Here is a 26,132-nt window from a genome sequence, read left to right on the forward strand (position 1 = left end):
CGGTCCGTTCGGCCGGTGCGTCGGGGGCGGCCCCGGCGCTCCGCGCGGGCCGGCCCTGTCGGCCCGGTGTGCTCAGGGTGCGCCGCGAGCCCGGTGCCCCCGGCGCCTCCGGTGCGTCGGGTCCGCAGCCTGCGGCCCCGGGCGCCCGCCGCCACCACCCCGGCGCCCGCGCCGCCCCGGAGCGCCGTGGTGGCCAGATCGGTCGTACTGGACGACTCGTCCCCGGCCGAGGGGAACAGCAGCGGCAGCAGCGCGGCGAGTGCGGCGAGCCTGCGCTGACCGCGCTCCTCCCAGTCCGCTCCGTACGCGGCTGCCGCGATCTCCTCCAGCTTCGCGATGAACTCCGCGGCGTCCGAAGGCCGTTCCTCCGGCCGTTTCGCCAGCCCGCTGCGGAGCAGCGGCCGCACCGGCTCGGGGGCCTGATCGTCCGGGACCGGCGCGCTCATGTGCTGGAACGCCAGCTCTGCGATGTTCTCCGCGGCATAGGGCTTATGGCCGGTCAGACACTCGTAGAACGTCACCGTCGCCGCGTAGACATCGGCCGCCGGCGACGCGGGCTCGCCCTGCCACTGCTCCGGGGCCATATACGGGGGAGTGCCGGCGACCTCCGCGGTGGAGCCGTGGCCCGTGGCGATGCCGAAGTCCGCCAGCTTGGACGAGCCGTCCGCCGAGACGAGGACGTTCTCCGGCTTGTAGTCGCGGTGCACCACACCCGCCCGGTGCGCGGCGGCCAGCCCCAGCAGCGAACCCTTGAGCACGGAGAGGGCCGCCTCGGGACCCGTGCTCCCCTCCTGGCGTAACAGCGCGCGCAGCGCGATCCCGTCGACCAGCTCCATCACGATGGCGGCGCCGTCCGGCGCCTCGACATACTCATACAGTCCGACCACATGGGAAGAGCCGAGCCCGCCGAGAAGCCGGGCCTCGTCCCGGAACCCCCGGACGAACGCGGGGTCCCTGCGCAGCCGATCGGCGAGATACTTCACCGCCACCGGGACACCGGTCGCGTCATGGACCGCGAGCACGACCCGCCCGCTCGTCCCGGATCCGAGCTCCCTGGACTCGGTGTACCCGGGCACCCTCCACCCGTTCATGCCGCCCCCCTAGGGCCTTCGAGCCTGTGCCACGGGCACAGCGATCGATGCGTGCTGCCGCACGGTAACGCAGTCGTTCTCTCCCGCAGCAGACTGGATTGCGTCACGGCCGGTTCCCCCTCCGATGCCGCCCCCGGGCGCTCGGAGATCCGTTCTACGGCCCCCGGGGCACGGTGAAAAATGCCCGCACACCCCCGGTCATTGTTCACTCGCCGTCGCCCCACGGGTGTCGCCGAGTGATTGTCCATGGCTGGATCGCGGCTCTCGCTCATGGCCGGGGGCAGCTCGCTGAACTGCTGCGGGAGGAGCTCGGGGAGCGGGAGGAGATCGTCGATCTCGCGGGCGCGGAGTCCGTCGAATGGCGTGGAGACGGTGTTGACGCGCGGCCTCGTTCCCGGCATGGGTACGCGGCGGAGGACGAGGAAGCCCCGACCGGTCTGGGGGGGTGACCGGCCGGGGCGGTAGATGACGGACGCGGAGGGCGGTCGCCTCTCGGCGAGGGGGCTCCATGGGGCTTCAGCCGAACGATCTTCCCCATGGGCTATGAGTGGGCCCGGGGACACTGTCCCCTCCGCGGCCGTACCTCCCTCAACAGGGCACTGTCCTGGAATGTTCCGGTATCCCGCACTCTGTCGATGTGGCGCCGGTCACGGACGCGCAGGGCGACCGGTGGTGCGGGAAGCCCCGGTGCCGGAGGGCCCGGGGCACGCGGATGTCCGGAAGTCGTACCCTGCCCCGGCTCTCCGCGCGGACATTCGGCGGACCGGGACCTTCCCGGTGGGTCATCGCCCGCCGGGAAAAGGTGATTGCCGTGTGCCAGCCGATGCGGATACGGTGATCGATGTGACTGCCGGGTCGGCCATGTGCCACGAGCGAGCAGGGTTCCCGGCCTCGGAGTGACTCCGAGGCGGGTGCGAGCCCCGCCTTTCCTTCATCCTTTCTCCGCACCATTCGGTGCGATGCCTCTGTGCGATGCCTCCGTGCGCTTCGCGCACCCCTTTTCCCTGAGCTTTCCCTCCGCCTCGCCAGGCGGTGATTCGTCCTGCCCGCGAACCTCCGTGCACAGTCCACGGGGGACCTTCGTCAGGGCTGCCCTCCCCTTCGGAAAGAAGAGAATGCCGAACGATTTCAACCAGCAGATCATCGATGAGTTCCGTGCCAACAACGGCCGTGTCGGCGGGCCGTTCGAGGGAGGCAGACTCCTCCTGCTGACCACCACCGGCGCCCGGTCCGGCGTCCGGCACACCACCCCCGTCGCCTACCTTCCCGACGGCGGTGAGCAGGTGCTCGTCATCGCCTCCGCCGGCGGTGCTCCCCGGCATCCGGCCTGGTACCACAATCTGGTGGCCAACCCCAGGGTCACCGTGGAGAGCGGTGTCTTCACCTATGAGGCGGACGCCGTGGTCCTGACGGGAGCCGACCGCGACCGCGCCTTCGCCCGCGCGGCCGAGTCCGACCCCGGCTGGGCCGAGTACCAGTCGAAGACCTCCCGGATCATTCCCGTGGTCGCCCTGCGGGAGATACCCGGTCCGCCGAATGTGGGCGCGGCGTCCTGGGGAGAGGCGGTCAAACTGATCCATGACGGATTCCGCGACGAATTCGCCAAGATCCGCACGGAGATCGCCGCGTCGGGCCCCACCTTGGGCGCTCAGCTCCGGATCAATTGCCTCACCGCCTGCCAGGGGCTGCACCATCACCACACCGGAGAGGATCAGATGATGTTCCCGATGCTCGGAGAGCGCCATCCGGAACTCGCCCCGGTTCTGGAACGTCTCCAGGAGGAGCACGAGAAGATCGCGGCCCTTCTCGGAGATCTCCAGCGGGTCATCTCATCGGAGGGCGCCGAGCCGCTCGCCGTACTGGCCGAGACGGAGCGGCTGACGGCGGAGCTCGAACGTCACCTGGATTACGAGGAGGAGCAGTTGATACCGCTCCTGGACGCCTAGGGAGTGTCTTCAAAGTAGCGTCGTCCGCCCGGAGGGCGGGTCTGGCGGGGTCTGGTGCGTGCATCGCAAGGCGGAGGAGGGAGCCCATGCGGAGCATCGGCGACTGACGACAACGCAGCGAGCGTGCGTGCCAGGGCACGGCAGGCAGACGGGACTTTGAAGACACGACCTAGGCTCTCCGGCCTCGCCCGCTGAGCCGTCCATGCCCGCGCGCGGCCCGGGGGCCTCAGACCTCCGGGCTCCGCCGCTCACCGAGCGCGCCGACGGCGGCGATCACCCGGTCCCAGAACGACGCGCTGTCCAGCTCCATCCCCACCTTGGCGTTCACCGTCCGGTCCGGGTGGCGCTGGAGGTCCACCACGGTCGCGCCGCGCGTGTAGCGCCCGTGCAGTTCGACCGCCACATGGGCGTCGACACAGCGCACCGCCGCCGGGTCGATGACGCGTGCCACGGCGACGGGATCGTGGACCGGCGGGGCGGGGAATCCCCACAGCTGCCGATAGGCGCCGGCGAGAGAGGTCAGCAACTCGACGCACAGCCGCCCCAGTTCGCTGTCGAGCGCGGTGAGACGGGCGAGCACCTCCGGTGTCGCGAGCGCCTGATGAGTGACATCGAGCCCGCACATCGTCACAGGCGCCGCGCCGTGGAAGACGATGTCCGCGGCCTCCGGGTCGACATGGATGTTGAACTCGGCGGCGGGCGTCCGGTTGCCGCGCCCGGTGGAGCCGCCCATCAGCACGATCTCGCGGATGCGTCCGGCGCAGTCGGGATAGCGCGTCAGCAGCAGGGCGATATTGGTCAGCGGACCGGTCGGCACCAGGGTCACCGGTTCCGGATGCGACATCACCAGCCGGTACATCAGATCCACCGCGTGCCCGGGGACCGCGTCCACCGTGGGCTCCGCGAACCGGGGCCCGTCCAGACCGCTCTCCCCGTGCACATCGTCGGCGATCCGCAGAGGCTGTACGAGAGGCTGGGCGCAGCCCGCCGCGACGGGTACACCGGTGATCCCGGCGACGGAGCAGATCCGGCGGGCGTTCAGGGTGGTCTTCGCCAGGGTCTGGTTGCCCGCGACGGTGGTGATCGCCAGCAGATCGACCGCCGGGTCTCCCGCCGCGAGCATGATCGCGAAAGCGTCGTCGTGTCCGGGGTCGCAGTCGAGGATGACGGGGATGGGGACGGTGGCGGACGGCACGGTGACGGTGCTCCTGGCGTCGGCGGGAGCCGGGTCGGGAGGGACCCGGCGGGCGGGGCTCCCAGTGTGCCCTCCGCACGGCCCGTATCGAACGACCTCGCGGGTGCGCCCCGGCGGCAGGGTCATCGGCCGACCGGGGGCAGTTGGCTCAACCGGCCCGGCGGAGAGCTGTGTTCCGAGCTGTGGAGCAGCGTGCTCCCAGGGGGATGCGCCAGGCGGCCCGGCCCCCCGACCGGGTCGCCTTCGCCCGAGGACGGCCCATTTACTGTATAGCCGGACAGTAAACGGCAGCAGTCGCAAAGCGGTCGCGGAGTGGCTGATACCGGCTCCTAGGGAATGTCGTCACCGTGGCGTCGTCCGCTCCAGGCCACCGCCAGACCCACGACCGGGTACGCGAGGGCGAAGAGCGCGAAGAGCGCACCGTGCCCGAGCAGCCCCGAGGCCGCGCCGTACACCGCGTACACCAGCAGCGTCAGCACGCTCGTCCCGAGCCCGGCGAGTGAGGTCACGGTCGCCCGGCTCGGTCCGGCGATGGCCGCCTGGAGCCGTGTGTCCGCGACGATATCGGCCAGTTGGAACACCAGAAACGCCACGGCGATCAGGGCGAAACCGGCCGGAGCCCCGGACAGCGCGCCCACCGCCAGGACCAGTCCGGCCGCCGCCAGCACGGCTCCGGCGACCGGCGGCGCGACGCCGGTCGCGCGGGCGGCCAGCAGACCACCGGCGGCGACGCCCGCCCAGACCGCCAGAACGAGCAGCGGAACCTCCCCGACAGCCGCCCCCGTCCCGGCCGCCAGCAGCGGAACGTACTCCTCCAGCGCCCCCCAGAGCGAGGTGAGCACCACGGTCAGCAGCAGCGCGCGCCTCACCCGGCCGCTGTCGCGCACCTCGCCGAGCCCGGCCCTGAGCGTCGCGGCGTACCCCGTGCGGTCATGAGACCCACGGGAGCGGTCCCGGTGCTCGGGCAGCGAGGCCGCCGCCGTCGCGCACAGCAGACAGGCCACGACGCTCGCGACGCCGAGGGCCGGATAGCCGCCCAGCGCGAACACGGGAGCGGCGGTCGCGGTCGCCACCGCCGTGGCGACCGTGCCGACCGCCGCCGCGCGGCCCATGAGCCGCGGATACCGATCGGCCGCCCCGAGCCGGTCCAGCTCGTCATGGACCAGGGCCTCCAGCGCCCCGGACCGCAGCGCGCCGCCGACGCCCCACAGGACGAAGCCGAGCGCGAACACCCCGTACGACGGGAAGGCGACCCACAACCCGAAGCCGGCGCCCTGAAGCAGCGGCCCGGCGATCAGCAGCAGCCGCCGCGAGACCGCGTCGGCCCAGACCCCGGACGGCACTTCGACCAGCAGCGCGGTCAGCGACCAGACGGCGAACAGGGTGGAGATCCGCGCGGTGGACAGACCATGCTCGGTGAAGAACACCGCGTACACCGGATAGAGCAGGATCAGATCGTCGCATCCGGCATAGGCGAGGAGACGTCGCTCCAGCCGTTTGACGTGCACGGCGGTCCCGGGCGCGCGGGCGGGCGTACGGGGGACGGGCAAAGACATCGGAAGGCCCTTCGGGCAGACGGAACGCACGGACGGGGGACGGCGGGCGACCGTCCTCGGCGGCCCCCGGCAGCGCGCGCACCCGCCGTACGGCAGACGGGTGCGGGAGCGGGCCGGGCGGCGCGTTCCGTGGGTTCCGTAGGTCCGAAGAGGACCGTCAGTGCGGGATCAATGTCGTCGGCGCATGCCGTGAGTGTACGGACGACTCCCCGGCGACGGGGGCGAATTCCGCCCGCTCAGAGGCCGTCCCCGCTGTCCCCGCGGCCGTCCCCGCCGCCGCGAAGAGGCCCCGGCCGCCGATCGACTCCCGGGTCGTCTCCGTACACTGACGGGCATGGCATGCCGCATCAGTGAACTGGTCATCGACTGCGCCGACCCCGACCGGCTCGCCGCATTCTGGAGCGAGGTCCTCGGCTACGTCGAACTCGGACGGGAGGACGACGGAAGCATCGAGATCGGGCCGCCCGACGCCGGCTTCGGCGGCCCGCAGCCCACCCTCCTCTTCAGCCCCAGCAGTGACCCGCGGCCCGGGAAGCTCCGACTGCACATCGACGTCAACGCCACCGACCGCGACCAGGACGCCGAGCTGGAGCGGCTGCTCGCGCTCGGCGCCAGGCCCGCCGCCATCGGTCAGACCGGCACCGAGAGCTGGCGCGTCCTGGCCGACCCGGAAGGAAACGAATTCTGCCTCCTGCACACCCGGCTCCCGCCCCTCTGACCATCTGCGTGGCTTCTCGCGAAGCCGCCCGCTCGGGACCGGGTGCAGCTGGTCGTCATGGCGTACGGGCCGGCTCTGGTGACGCAGCCGCGGGGATGGGGGCGTCTGCCGCGAGTTGACCGCGGTGCTCGTCCTGCCCGTGGGGGAGCATATGAGGGGGCACCGTCCGTCCTTCCCCGGCCGTCCAGCACCTTCCCGGCGGGCTACTCCCCGACCCGGCCGTCGATCCGCTCGCGCAGAAAGTCCGCGTGCCCGTTGTGCCGGGCGTACTCCTCGATCATGTGCACCAGCACTTCGCGCAGGGAGACCGGTTTACCGTGATGGGTGCCGGTGACGGAGAGATCAGGCGCTTCGGCCGCGAACCGCTCCGCGAAGGCGACCTCCGCGCGCCAGTTCTCCCACGCCCGCGCCACCGCCTCGGGGTCAGGTTCCGCGCCGTTGAAATCCGCGTCGTGGTCGGCGTCGGTGCGGTAGTGCCAGGGCACGTCCTGCCCGGCCAGCACCCGCCGGAACCAGGCCCGCTCCACCTCCGTCAGATGGCGGACGAGCCCCAGCAGCGACAGATTGGACGGCTCCACCGAACGGCGGGCCAGGGCGTCGGCGTCCAGGCCGGCGCACTTCATCTCCAGGGTCAGCCGCTGGTCGTCGAGATAACCCACGAGCGTGGCACGCTCCCCGTCGAACCCGCCGTCGGTGCGTGGATCGTCATCGGGGTGGAGAAACATATCGGACCACCCGAAACGGCGTACGGGCTGCTCTGCGGGGGTTTCCTCGGGGCCGGGCTCTGCATATGCAGATGATCAAGCGCTCGGTCGTCCCTGACAAGGGATTTCCCGATACATGGGCGGGCGATGGGGTGGGCCGCGGAGCGTCCGGGGGCGTTTCGCGGGCTTCTCGGGATCGAGCGGGCTCCTCGGCATCGAGCAGAGCAAGATGGCCGAAAGTAGGCGTACGGGCCGGTGATCGTGACCGAGAAGTGGAGTGGGGGCGGCGCTCCTGGGGGGTGACCCACCGCCGGTTCGTGCGCTCCCAGATCGAGCACGGCCTTGTGGAGGAGGAGTACGGCTACTGGGGGTTCTCCCCGGCGAACATCCCCGAGGGCGGCTACCGCGAGTACGGAGTCGACGCCATCGGCATGCAGACCGAGGGCTATCAGTCCGGCGGGGTCGTCACCCCGCACGCCGCCTTTCTCGCGCTGCCCTACGCGCGGGGCGAGGCCATCGCCAATCTGCGGGCGATCGACCGCGACTTCGGCGCGTACCACAAGGGATTCGGATTCCGTGACTCCGTCGATGTGCGCACCGGCCGGGTCAGCGACTTCGTGCTCGCGCTCGACCAGGGCATGATCGCCGCCGCGCTCGCCCAGGAGCTGCGTCCCGGGCTGCTCCAGCGGCCCTTCCGCGGCGGAGGGTTCGCCTCGCGGGTCAGGCCGCTGCTGATGAAGGAGCGGTTCAGCATCTGATCCCGGACCCGGGCGGCGGCCCATGGCACCGGCGCGAGGCCGGGCGGCGGCCTCGCGCCGCAGGCGTACGGGAGGGGGCGTATCCGGCGGCTTTCCGCCCGATACGCCCCCTCCCGTACAGCCGCCGTACCCGTACCCGTACCCGGGTCAGAGCGCGCCCTTTCTCCGTTCCCGGACCAGGAGATAGCCCAGATACGCGCCGCCGATCGCCATCGTGTAGATGCCGACCGGCAGATCGTCGAAGAGCGGCAGCTGCTGGGCGGCAAGGTCGGCCAGCACCAGCAGCAGCGCGCCGGTCAGCCCCGACAGCAGCAGATGCGGACCGGGCACCCGGGTGATCCGCTTGGCGATCTGGGGCGCGGTGAGCGCGATGAACGAGATCGGCCCGGCCACGGCCACCGCCCCCGCCGACAGCACGATGGCGAGCACCACGGCGTAGGTCTTGGTCCGCTTCGGATCCGACCCCAGCCCCTGGGCGATGTCGTCGCCCATCTCGCCGATGTCCAGCCGCCTGGCGATCAGCGCGACGAGCGGCAGGACGACCAGCAGCACCAGCCCGATCGTGGTGGCGTCCGCCCAGGACCGCGAGGAGAGACTGCCGTTCACATAGGAGGTCAGGGCGGAGGCGTTGTCCCGTTCCATCGCGTAGACGACATACTGGGTCACCGCTGTGCAGATCGCCGCGACGCCGATGCCCGCGACCACCAGCCGGGCCGGATTGCGGAAGCCCGTTCCGGTGGACACGTACACCAGCGCCATCGCGAGCACGGCCCCGAGCAGCGCGCCGAGCGGCACCGACACCGTGCCCGGCAGCAGCAGCGCGGCGAACGCCGCGCCCGCTCCGGCTCCGGCGCTCAGACCGATCACATCCGGGCTGCCCAGCGGATTGCGGGTGGCGGACTGGAAGAGCGCGCCCGAGATCCCGAGCGCGGCGCCGGTGCCCAGGGCCACGGTCAGCCGGGGACCGCGCAGCCGTTCCAGGACGAAGGCGTTCTTCCCCGTCGCCCCGCCGCTCAGCGCCTCGCCGAGTTCGGCGAGCGGAATGCCGAGGCGGCCCAGCGAGAGCGTGGCGGCCGAAGCGGCTGCGATCAGCGCCAGCAGCCCCAGCGCGGTGAGCACGGACACCCGCCGCGCGGGAACGGCGATCGTCCGCCCGACGGTGAGGAATCCCTTCGGCGACGCGGTGCGCGCGCCGGACCGCTTCACGGCGGGCGGCCCCGCCGGATGCGCCGTCATGTGTTCCCTCTCATCCTGCGCACCGCCACGAGCAGGGCGGGGGCGCCGACGAAGGCGGTCACCACCCCGACCATCAGCTCCTGCGGGCGCATCACGACCCGGCCGATGACATCCGCGGCGAGCAGCAGCGCGGGGCCGACGACGGCGGAGAAGGCGATCTGCCGCCGGAAGTCGGTCCCCACGACCGCGCGCACGATATGCGGTACGGCCAGACCGACGAAGCTGATCGGGCCCACGGCCGCCGTCGCCGCGGCGCTCAGCAGGGTGGCGGCGATCAGCCCTCCCGAGCGCACCAGCCAGGGGTTGGCGCCGAGGGAGGCCGCCGTCGAATCGCCGAGGGCGAGCGCGTTGAGCCCGCGTCCCAGCGCCAGGGCCAGCACGAGTCCGGCGGCGGCGAAGGGGAGCATGGCCGTGAAGACGCCGAAGTCCCGTCCGCCGAGCGCGCCGACGACCCAGTACCGGTAGCTGTCGAAAACCTGCGGCTTGCTCAGGGTCACGGCCTGGATGTACGCCATCAGCACGGCGGAGAGCACCGCGCCCGCCAGGACCAGCCGGACCTGGCTTCTGCCGGCCCCCGCGGAGCCGATGACCTGGACCATGATCCCGGCGATCAGCGCGCCGGGCAGCGCCCACCACATGGCGGCCGTGCTGCCGCTCGCGCCCCAGAACGCCGTCGCGGTGACGATGCCGGCCGACGCGCCCGCGCTGATCCCCAGCAGGCCGGGCTCGGCCAGATGGTTGCGGGTCACACCCTGCATCAGGGTGCCCGCGACCGCGAGACAGAGCCCGGCGAGCACACCGAGCGCGGTCCGGGGGTAGCGGCTCTCCACAATGGTGGTGATCTGCTCGTCGGCGGTGCCGGAGAGCACATCGATCACATCGCCCGGCGAGGTGGTCGAGCTGCCGAACATGACGCTCGCGGCCAGCGTGAGCGCGAGCGCGGCGAGACCGATGAGCGTGCCGTAGAGCCGCCGAGCAGCGCCCTTGTCCGGGGCGCTGCTCGGCGGTACGTGGGTGACGGTAGCCATCTGGCTGATACGTCCTGTATGTCCTGCTTACTTGGTGGTGGCGGCGACGGCCTTGTCGATCAGCGGCAGATACCGGTCGATCGTCCACGGCACGGTCAGCGGGTTGATGATGGAGGAGGCCGTCACGAAGGAGTTGGTGTCACCGACCACCACGGCGCCCTTCTTCACCGCCGGGATGTTCCCGTACAGCGGCTGGGCCTCGATCTCCTTGCGGTTCTTCTCATCGGTGTAGAACGTGAAGATCAGATCGCTGTCCTTGAGCTTTCCGGCGTTCTCCAGACCGATGAGCGCCGAGTCGGTGCCCTTGGTCTCCTTGAAGCCGTTCACCACCGGGTCGACGGTCAGCCCGAGCGAGGAGACCATCTTGACCCGCTGCTCCTCGGGCTTGAAGACGCCGAGGGTGCCGGGGCCGGTGTTGTAGATGTACGAGAACTTCAGGTCCTTGTAGTCCGGCCGGGTCTTGGCCGCGTCCGCGAGCTGCCCCTCGATCTTGTCGATCAGCTTGGGCGCCTCGGCGGGCTTGCCCAGCGCCTTGGAGATGATCTCGATCTGCTGGTCCCAGTTGGTGCTCCACGGCAGATCCGGGTACGCCACCGTGGGGGCGATGTCCTTGAGGACGTCGTACTGCTTCTGTGTGACGCCCGACCACGGGGCGAGGATGAGATCGGGGTCCAGCTCGACGATGGCCTCGACGTCGAGCTCCTCGCCGCCGGTGAACTGCTTGGGCAGCTTGTCGCCCTTCTCGGTCACGGCCTCGTGGATCCACGGCAGATAGCCGGTCTTGTCGCTGCCCCACGGGTAGCTCTCGATGCCCACCGGGGTGTGGCCGAGCGCGATGGCCGTCTCCGCGGAGCCCTGGCCCAGGGTGACGATCCGCTTGGGCTCTTCCTTGATCTCGGCCGGGCCGAGCGCGCTCTTGATGGTGACCGGGAACGCTCCGCCGCTCTTCTTCTCCGAGGCGCCCTCGGACTTCTTGTCGCCGTCGCCGGACGACGAGCAGCCGCCGATGGTGAGTACGGCGGCGGTGGCGGTGGCCGCGACGGCGAGCGCGCGGCGACGCACGCGAGTGAACCCGAGCATGGACGTTCCTCAAGAGTCGGTGTGCAAAGTGGTCGACTGACGTCCGCCGGGAGGGGTGTCCCTCCCGTGAATCCGCCCCCGATGGCACGGCGAACTGCGGCACGATTCGACTTAGGTAAGGCTAAGCTACTAATGGCTCAACGTTCAACCGGCCCCGGCCGGCGGGCCGCGTCGAGCCGCCCGGCGCGGAAGCCGTGCGGTCGGACAGCCCCAGATGGGATCACCTGTTCGAACTCGGTGGGGAATGCGGCGCGTTGGGGCTCATCTCGGCTCCCCGGCCTATGCCGTGACCCGTACCCCTCCCTAGCATGGGGCGGTCTTCAGCTCCTTTCTACAGACGCGGGTGAGTACGGGATGCAGAACGAGTCGTGGGCTCCGGAGGCCATCGACACGACGGTGCCCAGCGTGGCACGTATGTACGACTACTATCTGGGGGGCAGCGACAACTACGAGTCGGACCGGGTGGCCTGCGAGGAACTGCTCAAGCAGGTTCCCAGCACCAAGGTCCTGGCCGTGAACAACCGCCGCTTCCTCCAGCGCGTGGTGCGGATGCTGGCCGGCGAGTACGGCATACGCCAGTTCATCGACCACGGCTCAGGTCTGCCCACCCAGGACAACGTCCACCAGGTCGCCCAGGCCATCGACCCCTCCTCGCGGGTGGTCTACGTCGACAACGACCCCATCGTGCTCGCGCACGGCCGGGCGCTGCTGAACGAGAACGACCGCACCGCCGTCATCCAGGCCGATATGCGGGACACCGACGGGATCTTCGGCCATGAGGAGACGGTCCGGCTCATCGACTTCAGCCGGCCCGTCGCCGCCCTCTTCGTCTCGGTCCTGCACTGCATCCCGGACGAGAGCGATCCGGCGGGACTGGTGCGGCGGGTCGCCGAGCGGCTGGCGCCGGGCAGCTTCCTCGTGGTGTGCCAGCTGGTGAGCGACCGGCCCGAGATCCGGAAGTTCGTCACCGACTTCATGGCCGAGGCCACGGAGAACCACTGGGGCAGGGTCCGCGAGGAGCACGAGGTCACCACGTTCTTCCACGGCCTGGAGGTCCTGGAGCCGGGGTTGGTGGAGGTGTCCACCTGGCGGCCGGACAATGATCTGGCCCCCGTCCAGCAGACGGACGAGTGGCTTGAGTGGGGCGGGGTCGCCCGGCTGGGGTGAGCGCCGTCGGCCGCTGTACGGCGCGGGTCCCGGACGCCGCAGGGCGTCCGGGACCCGCGCCGCATGGTCGTATGCCGCATGGTCGTATGCCGCATGGTCGTATGCCGCATGGTCGTATGCCCGGGGCCCGGGGCCCGGGGAGCGGCCGGTGTCAGCAGTCGCTCAGACGCTTCTGCAGCACGCCGAGCGACTGCCCCGGGGTGAGCGCGCACGCGCCGAGCCGGTCGAGCATATTGCGGTACTGCTCGACGATCTGCGGCTTCTGGGTGAACGTCGAATCCGTCAGATGCTCGATGTAGACCGCGTCCTTGAGGTCGCTGAGCGCGAACCGCAGATAGGTCACGCCCGTCCCCACGCCGACCGCCGCCGACACGTCCAGCGGGGCTATCTGGAGGGTGACCCTCGGGCGGTCCATCAATTCGATCAGATGCTCCAGCTGGGCGCGCATGACCTCACGGCCGCCGACCGTGCGCATCAGCACGGATTCGTCGATCATCGCCCACAGATACGGGGCGTCCGGCTGGTCGAGCTGGCGCTGCCGCTCCTGGCGCAGCTCGACCCGGCGCATCACATCGTGCGGCAGCAGATGTCCGGGACCGGCCTGGATCACGGCGCGGGTGTACGCGGGGGTCTGGAGCAGACCCGGCACATAGAAGGGCTCGTAGGTGCGGATACGTTCCGCCGCGCTCTCCAGGGCGACGAGCGGGGTGAAGAAGTCGGAGAGCACATCATTGAACGAGCGCCACCAGTCCGCGCGGCGGGACTGGTCGACCAGCCGGAGGAACTCCTCGATCCGCTCCTCGTCGTCCACCCCGTAGAGACCGAGCAGGGCGAGCGCGTCGACCCGCTTGCAGCCATGGCGTCCCAGTTCGATTCGGCTGGTTTTCGACCGGGAGAAGCCGAGGCGGCCATCGACGTCGGCCGGGTCGAGCCCGGCGGCAGCGCGCAGTTCACGCAGCTTGCCGCCGAGGATCAACTTCAGCGCGGTCGGGTTCTTCTCGACCATCCCCAAGGGTCGTAGATTCAACGACTCGTTCGGGTCGGCTGCAGCCATCGAGTGCTCCTGCGGACGCTGGGAAACCCTCAGTATCCCGCACCGAGCGGCATGCGTCAGGGGCACATGACGCCTACTCGCTGTTTTCAGCCAATGACAGCATCGAAGTCGCCACTTCGCGCTCCGGCCACAAATGCGGCTATCTCGTCCCGGGTGTACACCAGCGCCGGTCCCTGGGGGTCCCGTGAGTTGCGTATCGCCACTCCGCCGTCGGGCAGCTCCGCCAGCTCCACGCAGTTCCCGGTCGCGTTGCTATGGCTGCTCTTGGTCCAGGTGACCGAGTCGAGTCTGCTTGCCCGCATGCCGTTGACGAAACGTTCCACTGCGCCAGCCCCTTGCCGTTCGTGCGTTTGTTCGGTCGCTCTGGTGTTGGTCGAATGCAATCCCATATGCGATCCCGGATGCAATTGCATTCTCACGTGCTAGTCGACCATACTCGTTCCACGGTGCAGGCACAGCGCCGAAGTCCGCATCCTCCAGGGGGACATGACCAGTGACGACCCACGTGTCAGCCTCATCGAGCGCGAGCGTCAGGGATGGCGGAGGGCTTCATGCCGTCGGCTCCGACGCGGAGTGGCCGTTCGGATTATCTGATGCGAGCGGCCATCTGTGGGGAGTGGGCGCAGGCCCCGGTCCGGCGGGGTTCGCCGCATGCGGCCTCGATGGAAATCTGCGCAACGCCCCCCAGGCACGCCGCTTCGTCGCCGCCACGCTCGGCGGCTGGGCGCTGCCCGGCCTCGTCCCCGACGCCGCACTGGTCGTCAGCGAGCTCGTCACCAACGCGGTGCAGCACGCGCTGGGACCCGCCTCGGCCGATCACGGCGACTATCCCCTCTGGCTCGGCCTCTTTCTCCACACGGACGACGTGGTCTGCGCCGTCACCGACCCCAGCTCCCGGCCGCCGTGTCCGCGCGAGGCGCCCGATTGCGCGCTCGGCGGCCGGGGACTCGCGCTGGTCGGCGCGCTCAGCGAGAGCTGGTCCTGGTCGCTGACCCCGCCCCGGGGCAAAACGGTCTGGGCGGCGCTCTCCCGTAAGTCCTCCTTCAACTGACGGGTTCGGGCGAGGTGCCGGTCCGCTACTGGTCCGCGTACCGAGCCGGCGTGCCGCACGAAGCGCGCGCCCTCCCGTCAGCCCCATGATCCACTGTCGGGCCCGCCCACCGGAACGGGTGTGGCCGCCCGTCGGCTCGGGGACCGTCGTCAGGACGGCCCCCGAGCCGACGGGGTCGAAGGCCCGGACCGTTCGCCGCGCAGTTCAGCGGGGAGTGTCCGCGCCCTCCAGGAATGTACGCACCACCTCGATGGCCCCGATGCGCGAGCTGTCCACCCGCCGGGGGTCGTCCCCGAGGACCGCCGGATCCGCCCGCTTGCCCGCGGTGAGCGAGCCCGCGCTCTTCTCCCAGCGGCAGGCGTACGCCGCGTCCGCCGTATACGCGCGCAGCGCCTCGTCGACGGTGACGCCCTCGGCGGGCCCGATGATCCGGCCCGACAGCGAGGCCCGCTCCACCATGAACTGGATTGCCCGCAGCGGCGCTCCATCGGCGACGGGCCGGTCCGAACTCCCCGCGATCCGCACCCCGCTGTCGAGGAAGCCTCTGCCCCGGTAGAGCCAGGGCGCGCGCTCCGTCCCCATGATCGCCGCGTAGTCGTCCCCGAAGTACCGCAGAAAGCCCGGCTGGATGACGGCCGTGGCGCCCACGGCGGCGAACCGGGGCAGCTGTTCGGGGCGGACGAGCCCGGCGTGCTCGATGCGATGGCGCGCGTCGGGCCGGGGGTGAAGGCGCTGTGCGCGCTCCAGGGCGTCCAGCGCCACATCGACCGCGCGGTCGCCGATGGCGTGGACGGCGAGCTGCCAGCCCGCGAGATGGCCCGCGACGATGACCTCGTCGAGCGGCCGGGAGGTCCGCTGGAGCTGTCCGGCGGCGTCGGTGCCCTCGTAAGGCCGGCTCAGGGCGGCCGTACGCGCCATCATGCCGCCGTCCGTGAAGACTTTCAGGGCCCCGAGCGAGAGTCTTCCGTCGCCGAAGCCGGTGCGCAGCCCGAGGGCGACCGCGTGCGAGGTGGTGTCCTCGGGCGCCGCGTCGACCGGGGAGAGGGCGTCAGCGGACACCATCAGCTGGAGGCGGAGCGGCAGCCGCCCCGTCTCCAGGGCGAGCTGATAGGCCGCGCCCTCGATGGGGCTGTGGCCGAGGAGCTCGCTGCCGACGCCTGCCTCGGCGCAGGCCGTCACCCCCTCGGCGCGGCACTGCCGGGCGGACTCCCCGATCGCCGTGGCCAGTTCGGCCAGTGAGTATGCGGGCCGCAGCCGGCGGGCCTCGCTCATCGCCTCCTCGGCGAGGAAGCCATCCGTACGGACCGGCGCGGGCAGCAGTTCCTGGATCGCGCTGTTCACCACGGCGCCATGGCCGGAGACATGCCCGAGGAACACCCGGCGGCCGGCGCTCACGGAGTCCAGCTCCGCCGCGGTGAGATGGCGGCCCAGCGGGCGCTGGTCGTAGCCGGCCAGCTCCACCCAGGCTCCGGGGGGAGCCGCCGCCACGGCCGAGGCGACCGCCGAGAGGATGGAGTCGGCGCGCTCGGACGGGGCCACGCTCGGGGCCCGCGCCGTCAACCCCGCCCACACCAGATGCACATGGCTGTCGATGAATCCCGGGAGCACGGTCGCGCCGTCGAGATCGAGCACCCGCCGCGCCGGGACGGCGGACACCTCCTCGTCGAGGCCCACGATCCGGCCCCTCCAGACGCCGAGTTCCCGGGCCGTGGGGCGGGCCGGGTCCATCGTCACGATGTTCGCGTTGACGATCCTGGTGCAGAGCACGGGGACACATCCCTTCGGCGGAGCCGCGAAGCCGCGGAACCCCGGCGCCGGGAGCGGGCCGGGGCTGGTGGAACCACTGGGTCTACCGGGTCTACTGGGTTTATCGGGTCTACTGGGTTTATCGGGTCTGCCGGGCCTGCCGGGTCTGTCGGGCCCGGAGCGGGGTGAGGGACCGGCCTCTGGAATCCTGTGAAAGGGTCAAGTCCCGCAGACCGGCGGACCGCTGAGATCTTCTCAGTTTCTCCGGAGATCCGTGCCCCCGGTTCCGGCCGCCGCGGTGACGACTATATTTAGGTGAGGCTAACCTAAGAAGGTGTTGGTGAGTGGACGAACGGCGAGAGACCCCCGCGAGCCGGCTGACGGACTGGGCCGACGAGACGATCGCCGGGCTGGACGCCCGGGAGGCCGCCGACCGGTCGCTGCGTCAAGCCCTGCGGGGAAGGCCCAGCCTGCGCGAGGAGACGGCCGCGCGCATGGCCGACGCGCTGCGGGCGGCGGCGCTGGGCCTCGGCCCGGCCGCCTGCGCCCTGGAGGCCGGGGTGTCCGAACGGCTGCTGCTCAGCTGGCAGAGCCGGGACACCCCCTTCGCCGCCGCCATGGCCGCGGCCAGGGAGATGGCCCGGGCCCATGCCCCGGCGCCCCGCGCTGCCGCGCTGAACCCGGCCGCCCTGCGGGTGCTGCTGAAGGCCGTACGCGGCGGTGTGCTGCACGCTGAGGCCGCCGCCGTCGTCGGGATGTCGGGGCGCGCGCTGTACCGGCTGCGGCGGGAGAGCCCCGAGATCGCGGCCCTGGTGGCGGCGGCACGCCGGGCGAGACCGAAGAAGGGGGGACGGCGCGGCAGGGAGAGATACGAGCGGGGGTACCGGCTGGTCGAAGTCGATGGGCTCGCGGCCCGGGGAGCCCTTCCGGGGCCCGCGCCGGCGGGGGACGCCTCCGTGCTCTGACCCGGCGGAGACGCTCCCGCGCCCTGGCTCCGGCGCGGTCAGGGCGCCCGGGCCTCGGTCGGGAGTACCCGCGCACCTTCTCCCCGCGGTCCACCGTCCTGTCTGTGCAGCCAAACGTGCCATGGGATCGATCCCGGCGTGCGCAACGGCCCGGTGTTCTTCTGTGCGTGCTCCGGCCGTAAGGATCCGGCCGGCGGGTGGGTCAGTTGGCGTCGACCAGGTGGTGCGCCGGCACGGAGACCGTACGGGCACCGGGCTTACCGCCGAGAACGATCTTGCGGAGCGCCGAGTTGTTGCTCGTGCTGGTCTCCTTCAGACGCTTCTCCGGGTTGGCCAGAACCTGGATCCAGTAGGTGCCGTTGGGAACGTCGGTGATGTCGAACGACTGGTCCGGCAGGTCCTGGGTGTAGGTGTCGCCGGAGCCCACGTCCAGCACCTCACGGACGGAGATCGAGTTCTCCTGGCCGCAGGAGGTGGACAGATCGGTGCCGTCCGGGTGCCAGTTGGCGTTCTTCACCGTGTAGTCGACGGCGTCCGTGTTGGCCAGGCAGAAGGCCTCCTTGCCGCTGCGCACGGCTTCCTTCTTGTCCTCCTTCAGCAGGCGGTAGCTCGCGAAGTCGGTGAAGTGCCAGTGCACATGACCCGGACGCGGGTCCCACTCCATGGTGCCGGTGGGCGTGTAGCCGATCTGCTTGCCCTTGGCGTCGTAGAAGTACTGGTAGGCGTCCATCAGGTCGGCGCCGGGCTTACGGAAGCCGTCCACGACCAGCTGGGCCGGGCCCGCGTTCCACACGTTGGCGCTGAACGCGACGTAGTCCTTGCCCGGGGTGTCGTACTCCTTGCCGTCCACGATGGTGACACCGTAGGCGGGCAGCGAGCGCAGGTCGGGCTTGGGCGCGCTCGCCGGGACGACCGGCTTGCCGGTGGGGCGCTTGGCGTTGGGCTTGGCGCCGGGAGCCTGGCGGGAGCCGTCGGTCTGGCCGGCCTTGTCGCCGATGTTCGCCGACGTGCGGGCGTTCTTCTTCAGCGCCCAGGGCAGGGCCGGCGGGGCCGGCGGGTGCGGTCCGTGACCCACGTTGTACGTGGGGGCGGTGCCGCCGGTCGCCTCGGCCAGGGAGACCGGGGGCTGCGCCTTGCCGTGGCCCGCGTGGTGCGCGTGCGCATCGGCGCCGGCACCGGCCGCCGCCTTGCGCGCGGCGCCCCAGCCGCCCTCGCCCGGCTCGTCCGGGTGCTCGATCACGGTGACCTTGACGGTCTGGGTCTTGTTGGCGATGCCGAACAGGTCGCGGTACTTCTTGGCGACGCTGATCTTGGCGGTGTACGAGCCCGCCGCCAGGTCCACGGTGGCGTCGTCCTCGTAGTGACCCGAGTAGGTGTTGGAGGCCCAGCCCTCCTCGACGCCCCACACCGAGCCGAGGGTGAAGGGGTTGGTCGGGCAGCCGCCGGGGTACTTCGAGGTCGCCGGGGCGTCCGGGCGCACGCGGCCGGACGCGTTGTTCGGGCAGAAGTTCTGGCTGGTCTTCAGCACGGTCTTGCCGGCGGGGTCGGTGATCTTCACATCGACGAAGTCGGGCAGTCCGGAGAAGTCCTTGACCGTGCCCGTGGGAAGGGTCTTGGTCGTCGTCTTCTTGCCGTCGCGGATGATCTGCTTGGCGACGATCGGCTTCTTGTAGGACTCGCGGGTCACCTTGAACTCGAAGGGCGCGCCCTCCGCGGTGACGTAGGTGCCGAGGTCCAGCCAGACGCCCTCGCTCCAGGAGTACTTGTCGAGGGTGACCGACTTGGTGGCGGCGATCAGGCTCAGCTTCGGCTTCGCCGCGGCCGGTGCCTTCTTCTTGCTGTCGGGCGCGGCGGCGACGACTCCTGCGGTGACGGCGATCGCCGCGGACACGGCGAGCGTCGAGCGCCAGAGACGGGTGCGTGGGCTTCTGGTCATCGTTCCTCTGTCATGCGAGTGCCACTGGGACGGGTGCAACAGATGGCTCACGGAGGCTCGGCGAGACCCGGCGGTCAGGCGGGCGCTGATCCGTGGCTTGCCGGAAGAGAGGGGCTAGGGCCGTTCAGGGTTGCTTGAGGGGCCATAAGTCCCTCGCCAATGTCTGAAAATCGCTCTTAGATACGGGAACAGGACGATAATCGGACTATGGCTTCTGCTGGCACTTCATTCGTGATACAAGCTGCGCGGGTCCGGTGAATCCAGTGGTCCCGGTGGTCCCGGCGGCTTCGGCGGTCAGCCCTGGAGGCCCGGCGCCCCCCATACCGGGAACCAGCGGGAGAGGTCCGTCTCGACGCGCAGATCCTCCGAGAGCAGCGCTCTGATCTGAAGCTCCAGGGCGTTGTCGCGGCGCTCCGTCTCGCCGGGCAGCGGTGCGAAGGGATAGAAGGTGCCGCGCTTGTAGAGGTAGACCAGCGCCAGCACCCGATTGCCCCCCGTCTCGCGGAAGGCCATCAGCGAGCAGAGCAGCTGCGGGCCGAACCCGCCGTCCTGGAGCAGGGTGTTGACCGCGTGCAGATCGTTGACCAGAGACGCCGTATCGGCGGCGGGATGGCGGGTGAGCAGCCAGGTGTAGCCGTAGGAGTCCCGGCTGAACTCGACCGGGATGCCCCCGGCGCCCGCGTCGGCGTCGGCGTCGAGCAGCTCCCGTACATCGGTCTGGAGCTGGGCGAACGCCCCGCCCTCCACACTGGCGAAACAGACCGAGCCGGTGCCGGTGGGCGTGAAACCCGCCGCCGCCTGAAGGGTGATCGCCGCGGCGGGCAGCGCGAAGAGCCGGTCGAGATCGGGCCGTACGGGCTTGCTGCGGCCCAGGATGGTGTCGAGGAGACCCATGGTGGCCACCCGTTACGGACGGGCCAGCTGTGCCGAGATCCGGCCCAGCTGCTCCAGCCGCTGTTCCAGCGTCGGATGGGAGGACAGCAGCCTGGCCAGGCTCTCCCGGGAGGAGAACGCGGGCGCGAACCAGAAGGCGTTGTACGGCTCCGCCTTGCGCAGATCCCGGGTCGGAATCCTCGCCATCTCCCCGGTGACCTTGGTGAGCGCCGAGGCGAGCGCGGAGGGCCGCCCGGTCAGCAGCGCCGCGGCCCGGTCGGCGGAGAGCTCGCGGTAGCGGGAGAGCAGCCGGGTCAGCAGAAAACTGACCGCGTACACGGCGGCGCTGATCAGCGGGATCAGGATCATCGCGATCGCGGTGTTGTTGTTGCTGCGCCCGGCCCGGCCCAGCCCCCCGTACAGACTGACGCGGGTGATCACCCCGGCGAGCACGCCGAGGAAGGAGGCGATGGTCATCACGGCGACATCGCGGTGGGCGACATGCGAGAGCTCGTGCGCGAGCACGCCCTCCAGCTCCTCGGGCTCCAGCCGGCGCAGCAGCCCGGTGGTGGCGCACACCAGGGCCGACTTCTGGTTGCGCCCGGTGGCGAACGCGTTCGGCACATCACTGTCCGCGATGGCCACCCGTGGCTTGGGCATATCGGCGAGCGCGCAGATCCGGTCCACCGCGCCGTGGAGCTCCGGCGCCTGCTCGGGGGTGACCACACGGGCCCCCATGCTGTGTGCGGCGATCCGGTCGCTGAACCAGAACTGGGCGATGAAGAGCGCGCCCGCGATCAGCAGAATCAGCGGCCAGGCGCCGCGCAGCAGCGCGAGCAGCACTCCCACGAAGACGACGTAGAGCAGTCCGATCAGGAACATCGTGGTCACCATGCGGGTGGTGAGTCCATGGTCGGGTGCGTACCGGGACCGGGGCCGGGCCATCTGATCACCTTCCGGGCGGAGTGCCGTCCCTCCCTCTCCCTCGATTGTGCCCCTTCCGTCCCCTGTTCGCGGTGGCGCCCCGGGGAGTCGGACGGCCGCCGCGCCCGGGCCGGGCCCGGGGTTCCCGCGCCATCGCCACTCTCTGTACGCGTACGGTGAACGCACTGGAGGCGCCCCGCCGGGGGAGCCTTGCTAGGCGGCGGGCGCGGCGGGTGCGGCGGACCCGGCCCCGCGGGGGAGGGTGAGATGCCTCGCCCAGAGGGTCCGCGCCCCGGCCGCGTTCGGCGCCGCCGAGTCGGTCGGCCGCTCGGACGCCGACCAGCCGCACCAGCAGGCCACGGACCAGCCGGAGCACGGGGGTGTCAGACGCACCAGCGCGGGCCGGTGCTCGGCGAGTATCCGCCGGGCGTGTCCGGGCCGGCGGCCGGAGGAGGCGACGGCGCCGCAGAAGTGCATCTCGGCACCGTCCGCCGTCCACAGCCACCCCCGCTTCCATACGTACGCCTTCGCCTTCCGCTCCGTCGTGTACGCGGTGCGCAGCTCCGCCGTGCACCCCGGCCAGTCACATGTGAAGATCCGCACCCGTACTCTCGCCACGCGGCGACCCTACGGATGTCCCGCTCCCGTCCGCCCGCGCTCGGCGCATCCGTCACCGGTACGGGCCACACCCCCGAACGGACGGCTGACACCCGGCCCGCCCGCCGGCACCGGGTCCAAGCCGGGCACCCGGAGCCGGGATCCCTCCGTCCACGGCATCCGGTCGTTCTGGAGAGCGCCCCGTCCCCGGTCGTGAATCCGGCCGGGGAGGGGGCGGAGCAGTCCGCCGCCCAGGAGCCGTACGTACCCGATGCCGGGCCCGATCCGTGTCCCACGGCGCAGTTCAGGCCGGACCCAGGGCCGCCATGAACCCGCTGAGGCCGGACCGTATGGGACGCGGCGGTACGCGTGAGACGGGTGGGGCGAGCGGCGACCGGCCGAAACCGGCGTGCCGGAGGCGGCGGGGTTGAACGGCGGGGATCGAGGCCGCCGTGCAGCCGGTCGACGCACGGGACGTCAGCCTTCCGCGAAGAGGAGAGAACAGCAGATGCGTATCCGCAGATCCCTCGCAGCCCTCGCCACGGCCGCCACCCTGATGGGGACGCTGATCGGCGGCTCGGCCGGAGCGTCGGCCGAGCCCGTCGGCGCGGACCGCGCGGCGCTCACGTACTACGTCTCGCTGGGCGACTCGCTCGCGAGCGGCTTCCAGCCGGACGTTCAGCGGGACACCGACCAGTCCTACACCGACAAGCTGTTCGCCCAGCTGAAGAAGACGGACGCCAACCTGCGCCACATCAAACTCGGCTGCACCGGTGAGACCACCGCGACCATGATCAAGCGCGGACCCTGCTCCTACCAGGACAGCGCGGGCAGGACGGTCTCCCAGCTCGACAAGGCCGTGGACTTCCTCAAGGTGAACGGAGCCCAGGTCAAGTTTCTGACGCTGAACATCGGCGGGAACGACCTCGGGGTGTGCTTCCAGGCCGGCGCGATCGATGTGAACTGCTCGCTCCAGGCCCTGAAGACCGTCGACACCAACGTCGGCAGGATCACCAGCGCGATCAACGCCGCCTCCAGCACCCAGACCCATCTGGCCGGGGCCAACTCCTTCAACCCGTTCCTGGTGACCTTCCTCGCGGGTGCGCAGGGCAAGGTGACGGCGCTTCAGTCGGCGGGCGGGCAGCAGGCGTTCAACGAGATCGTGGCCAAGCACTACAAGGCCAACCACTTCACCCTGGTCGACTTCGCCGCCGCGTACTCGTCCTTCGCCTTCACCCCGGACGTGGACGTGGCGGGCCTGGGCAAGGTGCCGACGAACGTGGCACGGCTCTGCCAGTTCACGTTCGTCTGCGGCGCCCTCCAGGACATCCACCCCAACCCCGCCGGCCACCAGGTCTTCGCGGACACGGCACGGCCCGCCCTCTGATCCGACCGGCTCCTCACACCCCCGCCCCGACAGCGCGGACCGGCGCGGCGGCGGCCCCAGCGGGCCGTCGCCGCGCCGGCGTCGGTCTCAGCGCCGCAGCGCCCACTTCTGCACCGACTCCAGCGGACCCGTCTCGAACCGCCGCAGCCACAGCGTCGACCCCACCAGCAGCACGGCGCAGACCAGCGCCCACATCGCGATCACCCACCACGGCGACCACGACCCATCGAGCCGGTGGGCCAGTCCGAGGCCGACGCCGTACGCGAGAAGGACGCAGAGCATGTTCTGGAGGACATAGCCGGACAGCGCGGTCCTGCCGACCGAGGTGAGACCGTTCAGCAGCGGCCCCGGCCGCCGTATCCGCGCTGTCACCGCACCGGTCAGCCCGATGTAGCCGAGCGCCGTCAGCGGCCCGCCGACATAGCGGTCCAGCAGAAACAGCTCCGGACCCGCCAGCGAGGAGACGACGCTGAGCGGCAGCCCGAGCCCGAGGCCCCAGCCGAGCAGCCGCGCGCGGATACGGCGGCCGGTGGCGTCGGACCCGAACGCGCCGGCCCGGAAGAGCCGCACGCCCAGCAGAAACAGAAAGACGAGCAGGAAGAACGAGAGCACCGGCTCCAGCCGCAGGACCGCCGCGTTGTCGAGCCGGAACCCGACCTGCTCCCAGTAGCCGCCGCGCGCGTACAGATCCACCGCCTCGCGCGAGACGGGCGTGGCGCTCTGCGCCCCTTCCGCCGCCAGAGCGGCCGTGAGCAGCGCCATCAGCGCCAGATGCAGCCCCGCCGCCCACCACATCACCCGGTTCTGCGCCACCGTGGAACGCGCCAGCAGCCAGGCGACGAACAGCGCGGTGACCGCGTACCCCATCAGCACGTCCCAGGCGAAGACCAGGATGAAGTGGACGGTCCCCTCGGCGAAGAGGAACAGCGCCCGCCACCGGTACCGGCCGGGCCAGGGCGCTCCGCGCCGGGCCGCCGAACCGTACTGGATGGCCAGCCCCACACCGAAGAGAATCGTCAGCAACGACAGGAACTTGCCGTTCGCGAGCAGCCGCAGCGAGCTCTCGACCGCGCTGGGGAACGAGGCGAACGACGGCTCGGGCACACCGCCGGTCAGCACGCCCCACTCGGAGCCGGGGGCCGTGAAGATCCAGACATTGGTCATCAGCGTGCCGAGAATGGCGACCCCGCGCAGCACGTCGAGCAGCGGGAGCCGGGCGGGCCGTGCGGGCGAGCCGGGCGGGACGACCTTCGGAGAGGGAGAGAGCTCGGTCATGTCCCCATCGTCAGGGTGTGTGGGGCCCCTCACGTCATGACCGCAGACGAACCGGCGCTACATCGAAAGATGTACCGGGCGCCCGGTGCGCCCGGCGCTCCGGCCGCTTCCCGGCCCGCGATTGTCAGTGGTGGCTGGGATGCTGCCGGTATGGACGAACTGATGCGCGGACGGGTCTACGGAGCGGACCACGACGACCCCGATCCGGGCCCACAGCCAGGGCATGACTACCGGGAGCTGGTGGGCGGCCCGCTGGACGGACTGCTGCTGGACGTGACCGGCTGGCCGGCGGAGCGGCTGAGCGGGGGCGCGGCGCTCACCACCGAGATCGGGCGCTTCGGCCCCGGCGGGCACGCGCTGTACGGACCGAGGGCCGGCGCCCCGCAGCGCTGGGACTGGCAGGGCGACGCCCCATGACCCCGCTGTGCCGGAGCGTAGGCAGGCATACGCCAGGGGGTGCGTCCCACGGTGAGCGCGCGGCGGTCATCCCGGCGGCAGCCGGACGCCGTGCGCCGCCGCGGGGCGCTCCAGCGCCCGGACGACCTGTCCGGCGCAGGGACGCACCCGGGCCAGCAGAGGCTCCCAGCGCTCCGGCTCAAGGCCGAGGTAGACGGCCCGCGCATGGGCGAGCACAGCCCGGTGCTCCCCGGGGAGCCGGGGGAGCGCCCAGTCGGCGGCGGCGTCCTTGGACCCGATCTCCCCGGTCGTGAGGGTCATCCAGATCCGGGCGAGCGTCAGCACCGCGTTGCGGGTGTCCGACATGAGTCCGGCGAGAAGCTCCGGCACCCCGCTGAGCATGGCGTGCTCCAGGTCCCGCCGGGGCACGGGGTCGAGCACCTCCCAGGGCGGCGGCCCGGCCAGCGAGACCCTCCCCAGCAGCACCATCGTGATCAGCGGCGCGAGATCGGCGCTCGGCGCCCGCGAAGGGACCTCGCCGCGCAGACAGGAGTCCCGCAGCCACTCGCCGTACTGGAACTCGCACACCGGCGGGTAGCGCCAGGGACGGACATCGCCGTGCACGGCCACGGTGAGTTCGACGGGACGGGCGGAGCGGCCCGGCTCGCCGCTGCCGGAGAGCGCCAGCGCTCCGTCGAGCAGCGCCCGCCGCTGCCGCGCCGTGAGGCGCCGCCGCACCACGGCGAGCACATCGATGTCGCTGCGGGGCCGCAGCCCCCCGAGCACGGCGGAGCCATGCGGATACACGCCGACGACCTCCGCTCCGAGCACATGGTGCACCAGACGGACCACGTCATCGGTCTGCGTCATCTGCGTCCCCTCTCCGCGAAGGCGTGTCGCCGCGTGTCGCCGCGTGGCGCCGCCGTGCCGGCGGCGGACCGGTCGGTCAGGGTAGGCGATCAACCGCCATGGGGCCGAGGGGTTTTCCGGCGCGCGGGCGCCCGGCGGGAGGGGGCTGTACCGGGGTGCCGTCCGGGTGGTCCCGGACGGCACGCCGGGCGCGGGGCTCCGGCGGCGCTCAGCGCGCGCGGCACGCGAGCTCCCGTGCGGACCCGGCGTTCGCCGTGCCGGGGCGGGGTGTTGACCGTGCAGGCCGGGGTGGGGCGTTGAACGTACCGGCTGTTGGCCGTGGCGAGGGCGGGGCGTCGAACCGTACCCGCCGAGGGCGCGGCGTACCGTACCGGCCGGGCGCGGCGGCTCCGGGGCGATCGGCGGCTCCGCGTCGCCGTGCCGGGCCGTCGCCGGCCGGCGGCAACATGCCGTGACAGGGGTCGTCACTCGTGCCGGTGACCCGGGGTGTGTGCTGCCGACAGCGGTGCGGAAGACGCGGGAAGGTGGGGGAATGCGTCAGCGGATCGTCCTTCTCGCCGTCTCTCTCACCGCGCTGCT

General features: G+C 71.3%; 24 protein-coding genes and 1 pseudogene. 9 read left to right on the forward strand and 16 right to left on the reverse strand.

The features are described from left to right. Positions 1-1,091, reverse strand: a 1,091-nt coding sequence (locus FF041_RS11545) for a serine/threonine-protein kinase (RefSeq protein WP_153522694.1), incomplete at its 3' end; no start/stop codon positions are given. A gap of 236 nt (positions 1,092-1,327) precedes the next feature. Here FF041_RS11545 and FF041_RS11550 point away from each other — a divergent pair. Together FF041_RS11550 and FF041_RS11555 are read left to right on the forward strand one after the other, a co-directional pair. Continuing rightward, the gene (locus FF041_RS11550) at positions 1,328-1,540 is read left to right on the forward strand and encodes a hypothetical protein (RefSeq protein ID WP_407698140.1); all 213 of its coding nucleotides are present in this window, start codon (positions 1,328-1,330) and stop codon (positions 1,538-1,540) included. A 666-nt stretch (positions 1,541-2,206) separates the two neighbouring features. Further along, positions 2,207-3,037, forward strand: a complete 831-nt coding sequence (locus FF041_RS11555; protein ID WP_153522696.1) for a nitroreductase/quinone reductase family protein — start codon at positions 2,207-2,209, stop codon at positions 3,035-3,037. Positions 3,038-3,263: 226 nt separating this feature from the next. On the opposite strand, the gene FF041_RS11560 is transcribed toward FF041_RS11555, so the two are convergent. Both FF041_RS11560 and FF041_RS11565 read right to left on the reverse strand, forming a co-directional pair. Continuing rightward, positions 3,264-4,160: a nucleoside hydrolase gene (locus tag FF041_RS11560; protein WP_228388160.1), complete on the reverse strand. Its 897-nt coding sequence runs from the start codon at positions 4,158-4,160 to the stop codon at positions 3,264-3,266. Between the two features lie 401 nt (positions 4,161-4,561). Next, positions 4,562-5,788: an MFS transporter gene (locus FF041_RS11565; RefSeq protein WP_153522700.1), complete on the reverse strand. Its 1,227-nt coding sequence runs from the start codon at positions 5,786-5,788 to the stop codon at positions 4,562-4,564. A 334-nt stretch (positions 5,789-6,122) separates the two neighbouring features. Between FF041_RS11565 and FF041_RS11570 the strand changes: the two genes are divergently transcribed. Further along, positions 6,123-6,506 carry a VOC family protein gene (locus tag FF041_RS11570; RefSeq protein ID WP_153522702.1) on the forward strand — a complete coding sequence of 128 codons (384 nt, stop codon included), beginning with the start codon at positions 6,123-6,125 and terminating at the stop codon, positions 6,504-6,506. Positions 6,507-6,709: 203 nt separating this feature from the next. Here the strand turns inward: FF041_RS11570 and FF041_RS11575 are convergent, their stop codons facing one another. Then, a complete protein-coding gene (locus FF041_RS11575; protein WP_153484074.1) occupies positions 6,710-7,231 on the reverse strand; it encodes a DinB family protein in 522 nt (173 codons plus the stop codon). Between the two features lie 248 nt (positions 7,232-7,479). On the opposite strand from FF041_RS11575, the pseudogene FF041_RS11580 reads away from it, so the two are divergent. Further along, a pseudogene (locus FF041_RS11580) lies at positions 7,480-7,968 on the forward strand (glucoamylase family protein); the annotation flags it as partial. Between the two features lie 147 nt (positions 7,969-8,115). Here the strand turns inward: FF041_RS11580 and FF041_RS11585 are convergent. The 3 genes from FF041_RS11585 to FF041_RS11595 are packed head-to-tail and all read right to left on the reverse strand — an operon-like array spanning position 8,116 to position 11,312. Continuing rightward, positions 8,116-9,204, reverse strand: coding sequence for a FecCD family ABC transporter permease (locus FF041_RS11585; protein WP_153522704.1), 1,089 nt, complete (start codon positions 9,202-9,204; stop codon positions 8,116-8,118). Next, on the reverse strand, positions 9,201-10,232 hold the full coding sequence (locus FF041_RS11590) for a FecCD family ABC transporter permease (protein ID WP_153522705.1): 1,032 nt from the start codon (positions 10,230-10,232) through the stop codon (positions 9,201-9,203). The genes FF041_RS11585 and FF041_RS11590 overlap by 4 nt, the downstream gene beginning before the upstream one ends. A 27-nt stretch (positions 10,233-10,259) precedes the next feature. Continuing rightward, positions 10,260-11,312 carry an iron-siderophore ABC transporter substrate-binding protein gene (locus tag FF041_RS11595; RefSeq protein WP_153522707.1) on the reverse strand — a complete coding sequence of 351 codons (1,053 nt, stop codon included), beginning with the start codon at positions 11,310-11,312 and terminating at the stop codon, positions 10,260-10,262. Between the two features lie 354 nt (positions 11,313-11,666). Here FF041_RS11595 and FF041_RS11600 point away from each other — a divergent pair, with 354 nt between their 5' ends. Next, entirely contained in the window at positions 11,667-12,479 is an 813-nt protein-coding gene (locus tag FF041_RS11600) for an SAM-dependent methyltransferase (RefSeq protein WP_153482373.1), read from the forward strand. A gap of 151 nt (positions 12,480-12,630) precedes the next feature. Here FF041_RS11600 and FF041_RS11605 read toward each other — a convergent pair whose 3' ends face one another. Together FF041_RS11605 and FF041_RS11610 are read right to left on the reverse strand one after the other, a co-directional pair. Next, complete coding sequence (locus FF041_RS11605) at positions 12,631-13,533, reverse strand: helix-turn-helix domain-containing protein (RefSeq protein ID WP_153522709.1); 903 nt, start codon at positions 13,531-13,533, stop codon at positions 12,631-12,633. Positions 13,534-13,619: 86 nt separating this feature from the next. Continuing rightward, on the reverse strand, positions 13,620-13,856 hold the full coding sequence (locus tag FF041_RS11610) for a DUF397 domain-containing protein (protein WP_323371387.1): 237 nt from the start codon (positions 13,854-13,856) through the stop codon (positions 13,620-13,622). A 293-nt stretch (positions 13,857-14,149) separates the two neighbouring features. On the opposite strand from FF041_RS11610, the gene FF041_RS11615 reads away from it, so the two are divergent. After that, complete coding sequence (locus tag FF041_RS11615; protein ID WP_323371385.1) at positions 14,150-14,584, forward strand: ATP-binding protein; 435 nt, start codon at positions 14,150-14,152, stop codon at positions 14,582-14,584. A gap of 204 nt (positions 14,585-14,788) precedes the next feature. Here FF041_RS11615 and FF041_RS11620 read toward each other — a convergent pair whose 3' ends face one another. Further along, entirely contained in the window at positions 14,789-16,351 is a 1,563-nt protein-coding gene (locus tag FF041_RS11620; RefSeq protein WP_323391716.1) for an amidohydrolase, read from the reverse strand. A gap of 323 nt (positions 16,352-16,674) precedes the next feature. On the opposite strand from FF041_RS11620, the gene FF041_RS11625 reads away from it, so the two are divergent. Beyond that, the gene (locus FF041_RS11625; RefSeq protein WP_194291996.1) at positions 16,675-17,295 is read left to right on the forward strand and encodes a hypothetical protein; all 621 of its coding nucleotides are present in this window, start codon (positions 16,675-16,677) and stop codon (positions 17,293-17,295) included. Between the two features lie 202 nt (positions 17,296-17,497). On the opposite strand, the gene FF041_RS11630 is transcribed toward FF041_RS11625, so the two are convergent. From FF041_RS11630 to FF041_RS11645, 4 genes are all read right to left on the reverse strand, one after another. Continuing rightward, positions 17,498-19,231, reverse strand: coding sequence for a lysyl oxidase family protein (locus FF041_RS11630; RefSeq protein ID WP_153522711.1), 1,734 nt, complete (start codon positions 19,229-19,231; stop codon positions 17,498-17,500). Between the two features lie 294 nt (positions 19,232-19,525). Continuing rightward, positions 19,526-20,125: a PspA-associated protein PspAB gene (pspAB, locus tag FF041_RS11635; protein WP_153522713.1), complete on the reverse strand. Its 600-nt coding sequence runs from the start codon at positions 20,123-20,125 to the stop codon at positions 19,526-19,528. 12 nt (positions 20,126-20,137) lie between these two features. Beyond that, the gene (htpX, locus tag FF041_RS11640) at positions 20,138-21,049 is read right to left on the reverse strand and encodes a zinc metalloprotease HtpX (RefSeq protein WP_153482367.1); all 912 of its coding nucleotides are present in this window, start codon (positions 21,047-21,049) and stop codon (positions 20,138-20,140) included. Between the two features lie 192 nt (positions 21,050-21,241). Beyond that, positions 21,242-21,646, reverse strand: coding sequence for a hypothetical protein (locus tag FF041_RS11645; RefSeq protein ID WP_153522715.1), 405 nt, complete (start codon positions 21,644-21,646; stop codon positions 21,242-21,244). Positions 21,647-22,133: 487 nt separating this feature from the next. Here FF041_RS11645 and FF041_RS11650 point away from each other — a divergent pair, with 487 nt between their 5' ends. Continuing rightward, a complete protein-coding gene (locus FF041_RS11650; protein WP_153522716.1) occupies positions 22,134-23,012 on the forward strand; it encodes an SGNH/GDSL hydrolase family protein in 879 nt (292 codons plus the stop codon). 87 nt (positions 23,013-23,099) lie between these two features. Here FF041_RS11650 and FF041_RS11655 read toward each other — a convergent pair whose 3' ends face one another. Then, complete coding sequence (locus FF041_RS11655) at positions 23,100-24,287, reverse strand: DUF418 domain-containing protein (protein ID WP_153522718.1); 1,188 nt, start codon at positions 24,285-24,287, stop codon at positions 23,100-23,102. A 150-nt stretch (positions 24,288-24,437) separates the two neighbouring features. On the opposite strand from FF041_RS11655, the gene FF041_RS11660 reads away from it, so the two are divergent. Beyond that, positions 24,438-24,704 carry a hypothetical protein gene (locus FF041_RS11660; protein ID WP_153522720.1) on the forward strand — a complete coding sequence of 89 codons (267 nt, stop codon included), beginning with the start codon at positions 24,438-24,440 and terminating at the stop codon, positions 24,702-24,704. A gap of 66 nt (positions 24,705-24,770) precedes the next feature. Here FF041_RS11660 and FF041_RS11665 read toward each other — a convergent pair whose 3' ends face one another. After that, positions 24,771-25,553 carry an aminoglycoside adenylyltransferase family protein gene (locus tag FF041_RS11665; RefSeq protein ID WP_153522722.1) on the reverse strand — a complete coding sequence of 261 codons (783 nt, stop codon included), beginning with the start codon at positions 25,551-25,553 and terminating at the stop codon, positions 24,771-24,773. Positions 25,554-26,132 lie beyond the last annotated feature (579 nt).

It is taken from the genome of Streptomyces jumonjinensis (assembly GCF_009600885.1).
GTDB classification, from domain to species: Bacteria; Actinomycetota; Actinomycetes; order Streptomycetales; family Streptomycetaceae; genus Streptomyces; species Streptomyces jumonjinensis.

Excerpts from the sequence above, each read along its gene's own strand:
- FF041_RS11555 (WP_153522696.1), top strand. The coding sequence starts at position 2,207 with ATGCCGAACGATTTCAACCAGCAGATCATCGATGAGTTCCGTGCCAAC.
- FF041_RS11560 (WP_228388160.1), bottom strand. The coding sequence starts at position 4,160 with ATGCTCGCGGCGGGAGACCCGGCGGTCGATCTGCTGGCGATCACCACC.
- FF041_RS11565 (WP_153522700.1), bottom strand. The coding sequence starts at position 5,788 with ATGTCTTTGCCCGTCCCCCGTACGCCCGCCCGCGCGCCCGGGACCGCC.
- FF041_RS11570 (WP_153522702.1), top strand. The coding sequence starts at position 6,123 with ATGGCATGCCGCATCAGTGAACTGGTCATCGACTGCGCCGACCCCGAC.
- FF041_RS11575 (WP_153484074.1), bottom strand. The coding sequence starts at position 7,231 with ATGTTTCTCCACCCCGATGACGATCCACGCACCGACGGCGGGTTCGAC.
- FF041_RS11585 (WP_153522704.1), bottom strand. The coding sequence starts at position 9,204 with ATGACGGCGCATCCGGCGGGGCCGCCCGCCGTGAAGCGGTCCGGCGCG.
- FF041_RS11590 (WP_153522705.1), bottom strand. The coding sequence starts at position 10,232 with ATGGCTACCGTCACCCACGTACCGCCGAGCAGCGCCCCGGACAAGGGC.
- FF041_RS11595 (WP_153522707.1), bottom strand. The coding sequence starts at position 11,312 with ATGCTCGGGTTCACTCGCGTGCGTCGCCGCGCGCTCGCCGTCGCGGCC.
- FF041_RS11600 (WP_153482373.1), top strand. The coding sequence starts at position 11,667 with ATGCAGAACGAGTCGTGGGCTCCGGAGGCCATCGACACGACGGTGCCC.
- FF041_RS11605 (WP_153522709.1), bottom strand. The coding sequence starts at position 13,533 with ATGGCTGCAGCCGACCCGAACGAGTCGTTGAATCTACGACCCTTGGGG.
- FF041_RS11630 (WP_153522711.1), bottom strand. The coding sequence starts at position 19,231 with ATGACCAGAAGCCCACGCACCCGTCTCTGGCGCTCGACGCTCGCCGTG.
- pspAB (WP_153522713.1), bottom strand. The coding sequence starts at position 20,125 with ATGGGTCTCCTCGACACCATCCTGGGCCGCAGCAAGCCCGTACGGCCC.
- htpX (WP_153482367.1), bottom strand. The coding sequence starts at position 21,049 with ATGGCCCGGCCCCGGTCCCGGTACGCACCCGACCATGGACTCACCACC.
- FF041_RS11650 (WP_153522716.1), top strand. The coding sequence starts at position 22,134 with ATGCGTATCCGCAGATCCCTCGCAGCCCTCGCCACGGCCGCCACCCTG.
- FF041_RS11655 (WP_153522718.1), bottom strand. The coding sequence starts at position 24,287 with ATGACCGAGCTCTCTCCCTCTCCGAAGGTCGTCCCGCCCGGCTCGCCC.
- FF041_RS11660 (WP_153522720.1), top strand. The coding sequence starts at position 24,438 with ATGGACGAACTGATGCGCGGACGGGTCTACGGAGCGGACCACGACGAC.
- FF041_RS11665 (WP_153522722.1), bottom strand. The coding sequence starts at position 25,553 with ATGACGCAGACCGATGACGTGGTCCGTCTGGTGCACCATGTGCTCGGA.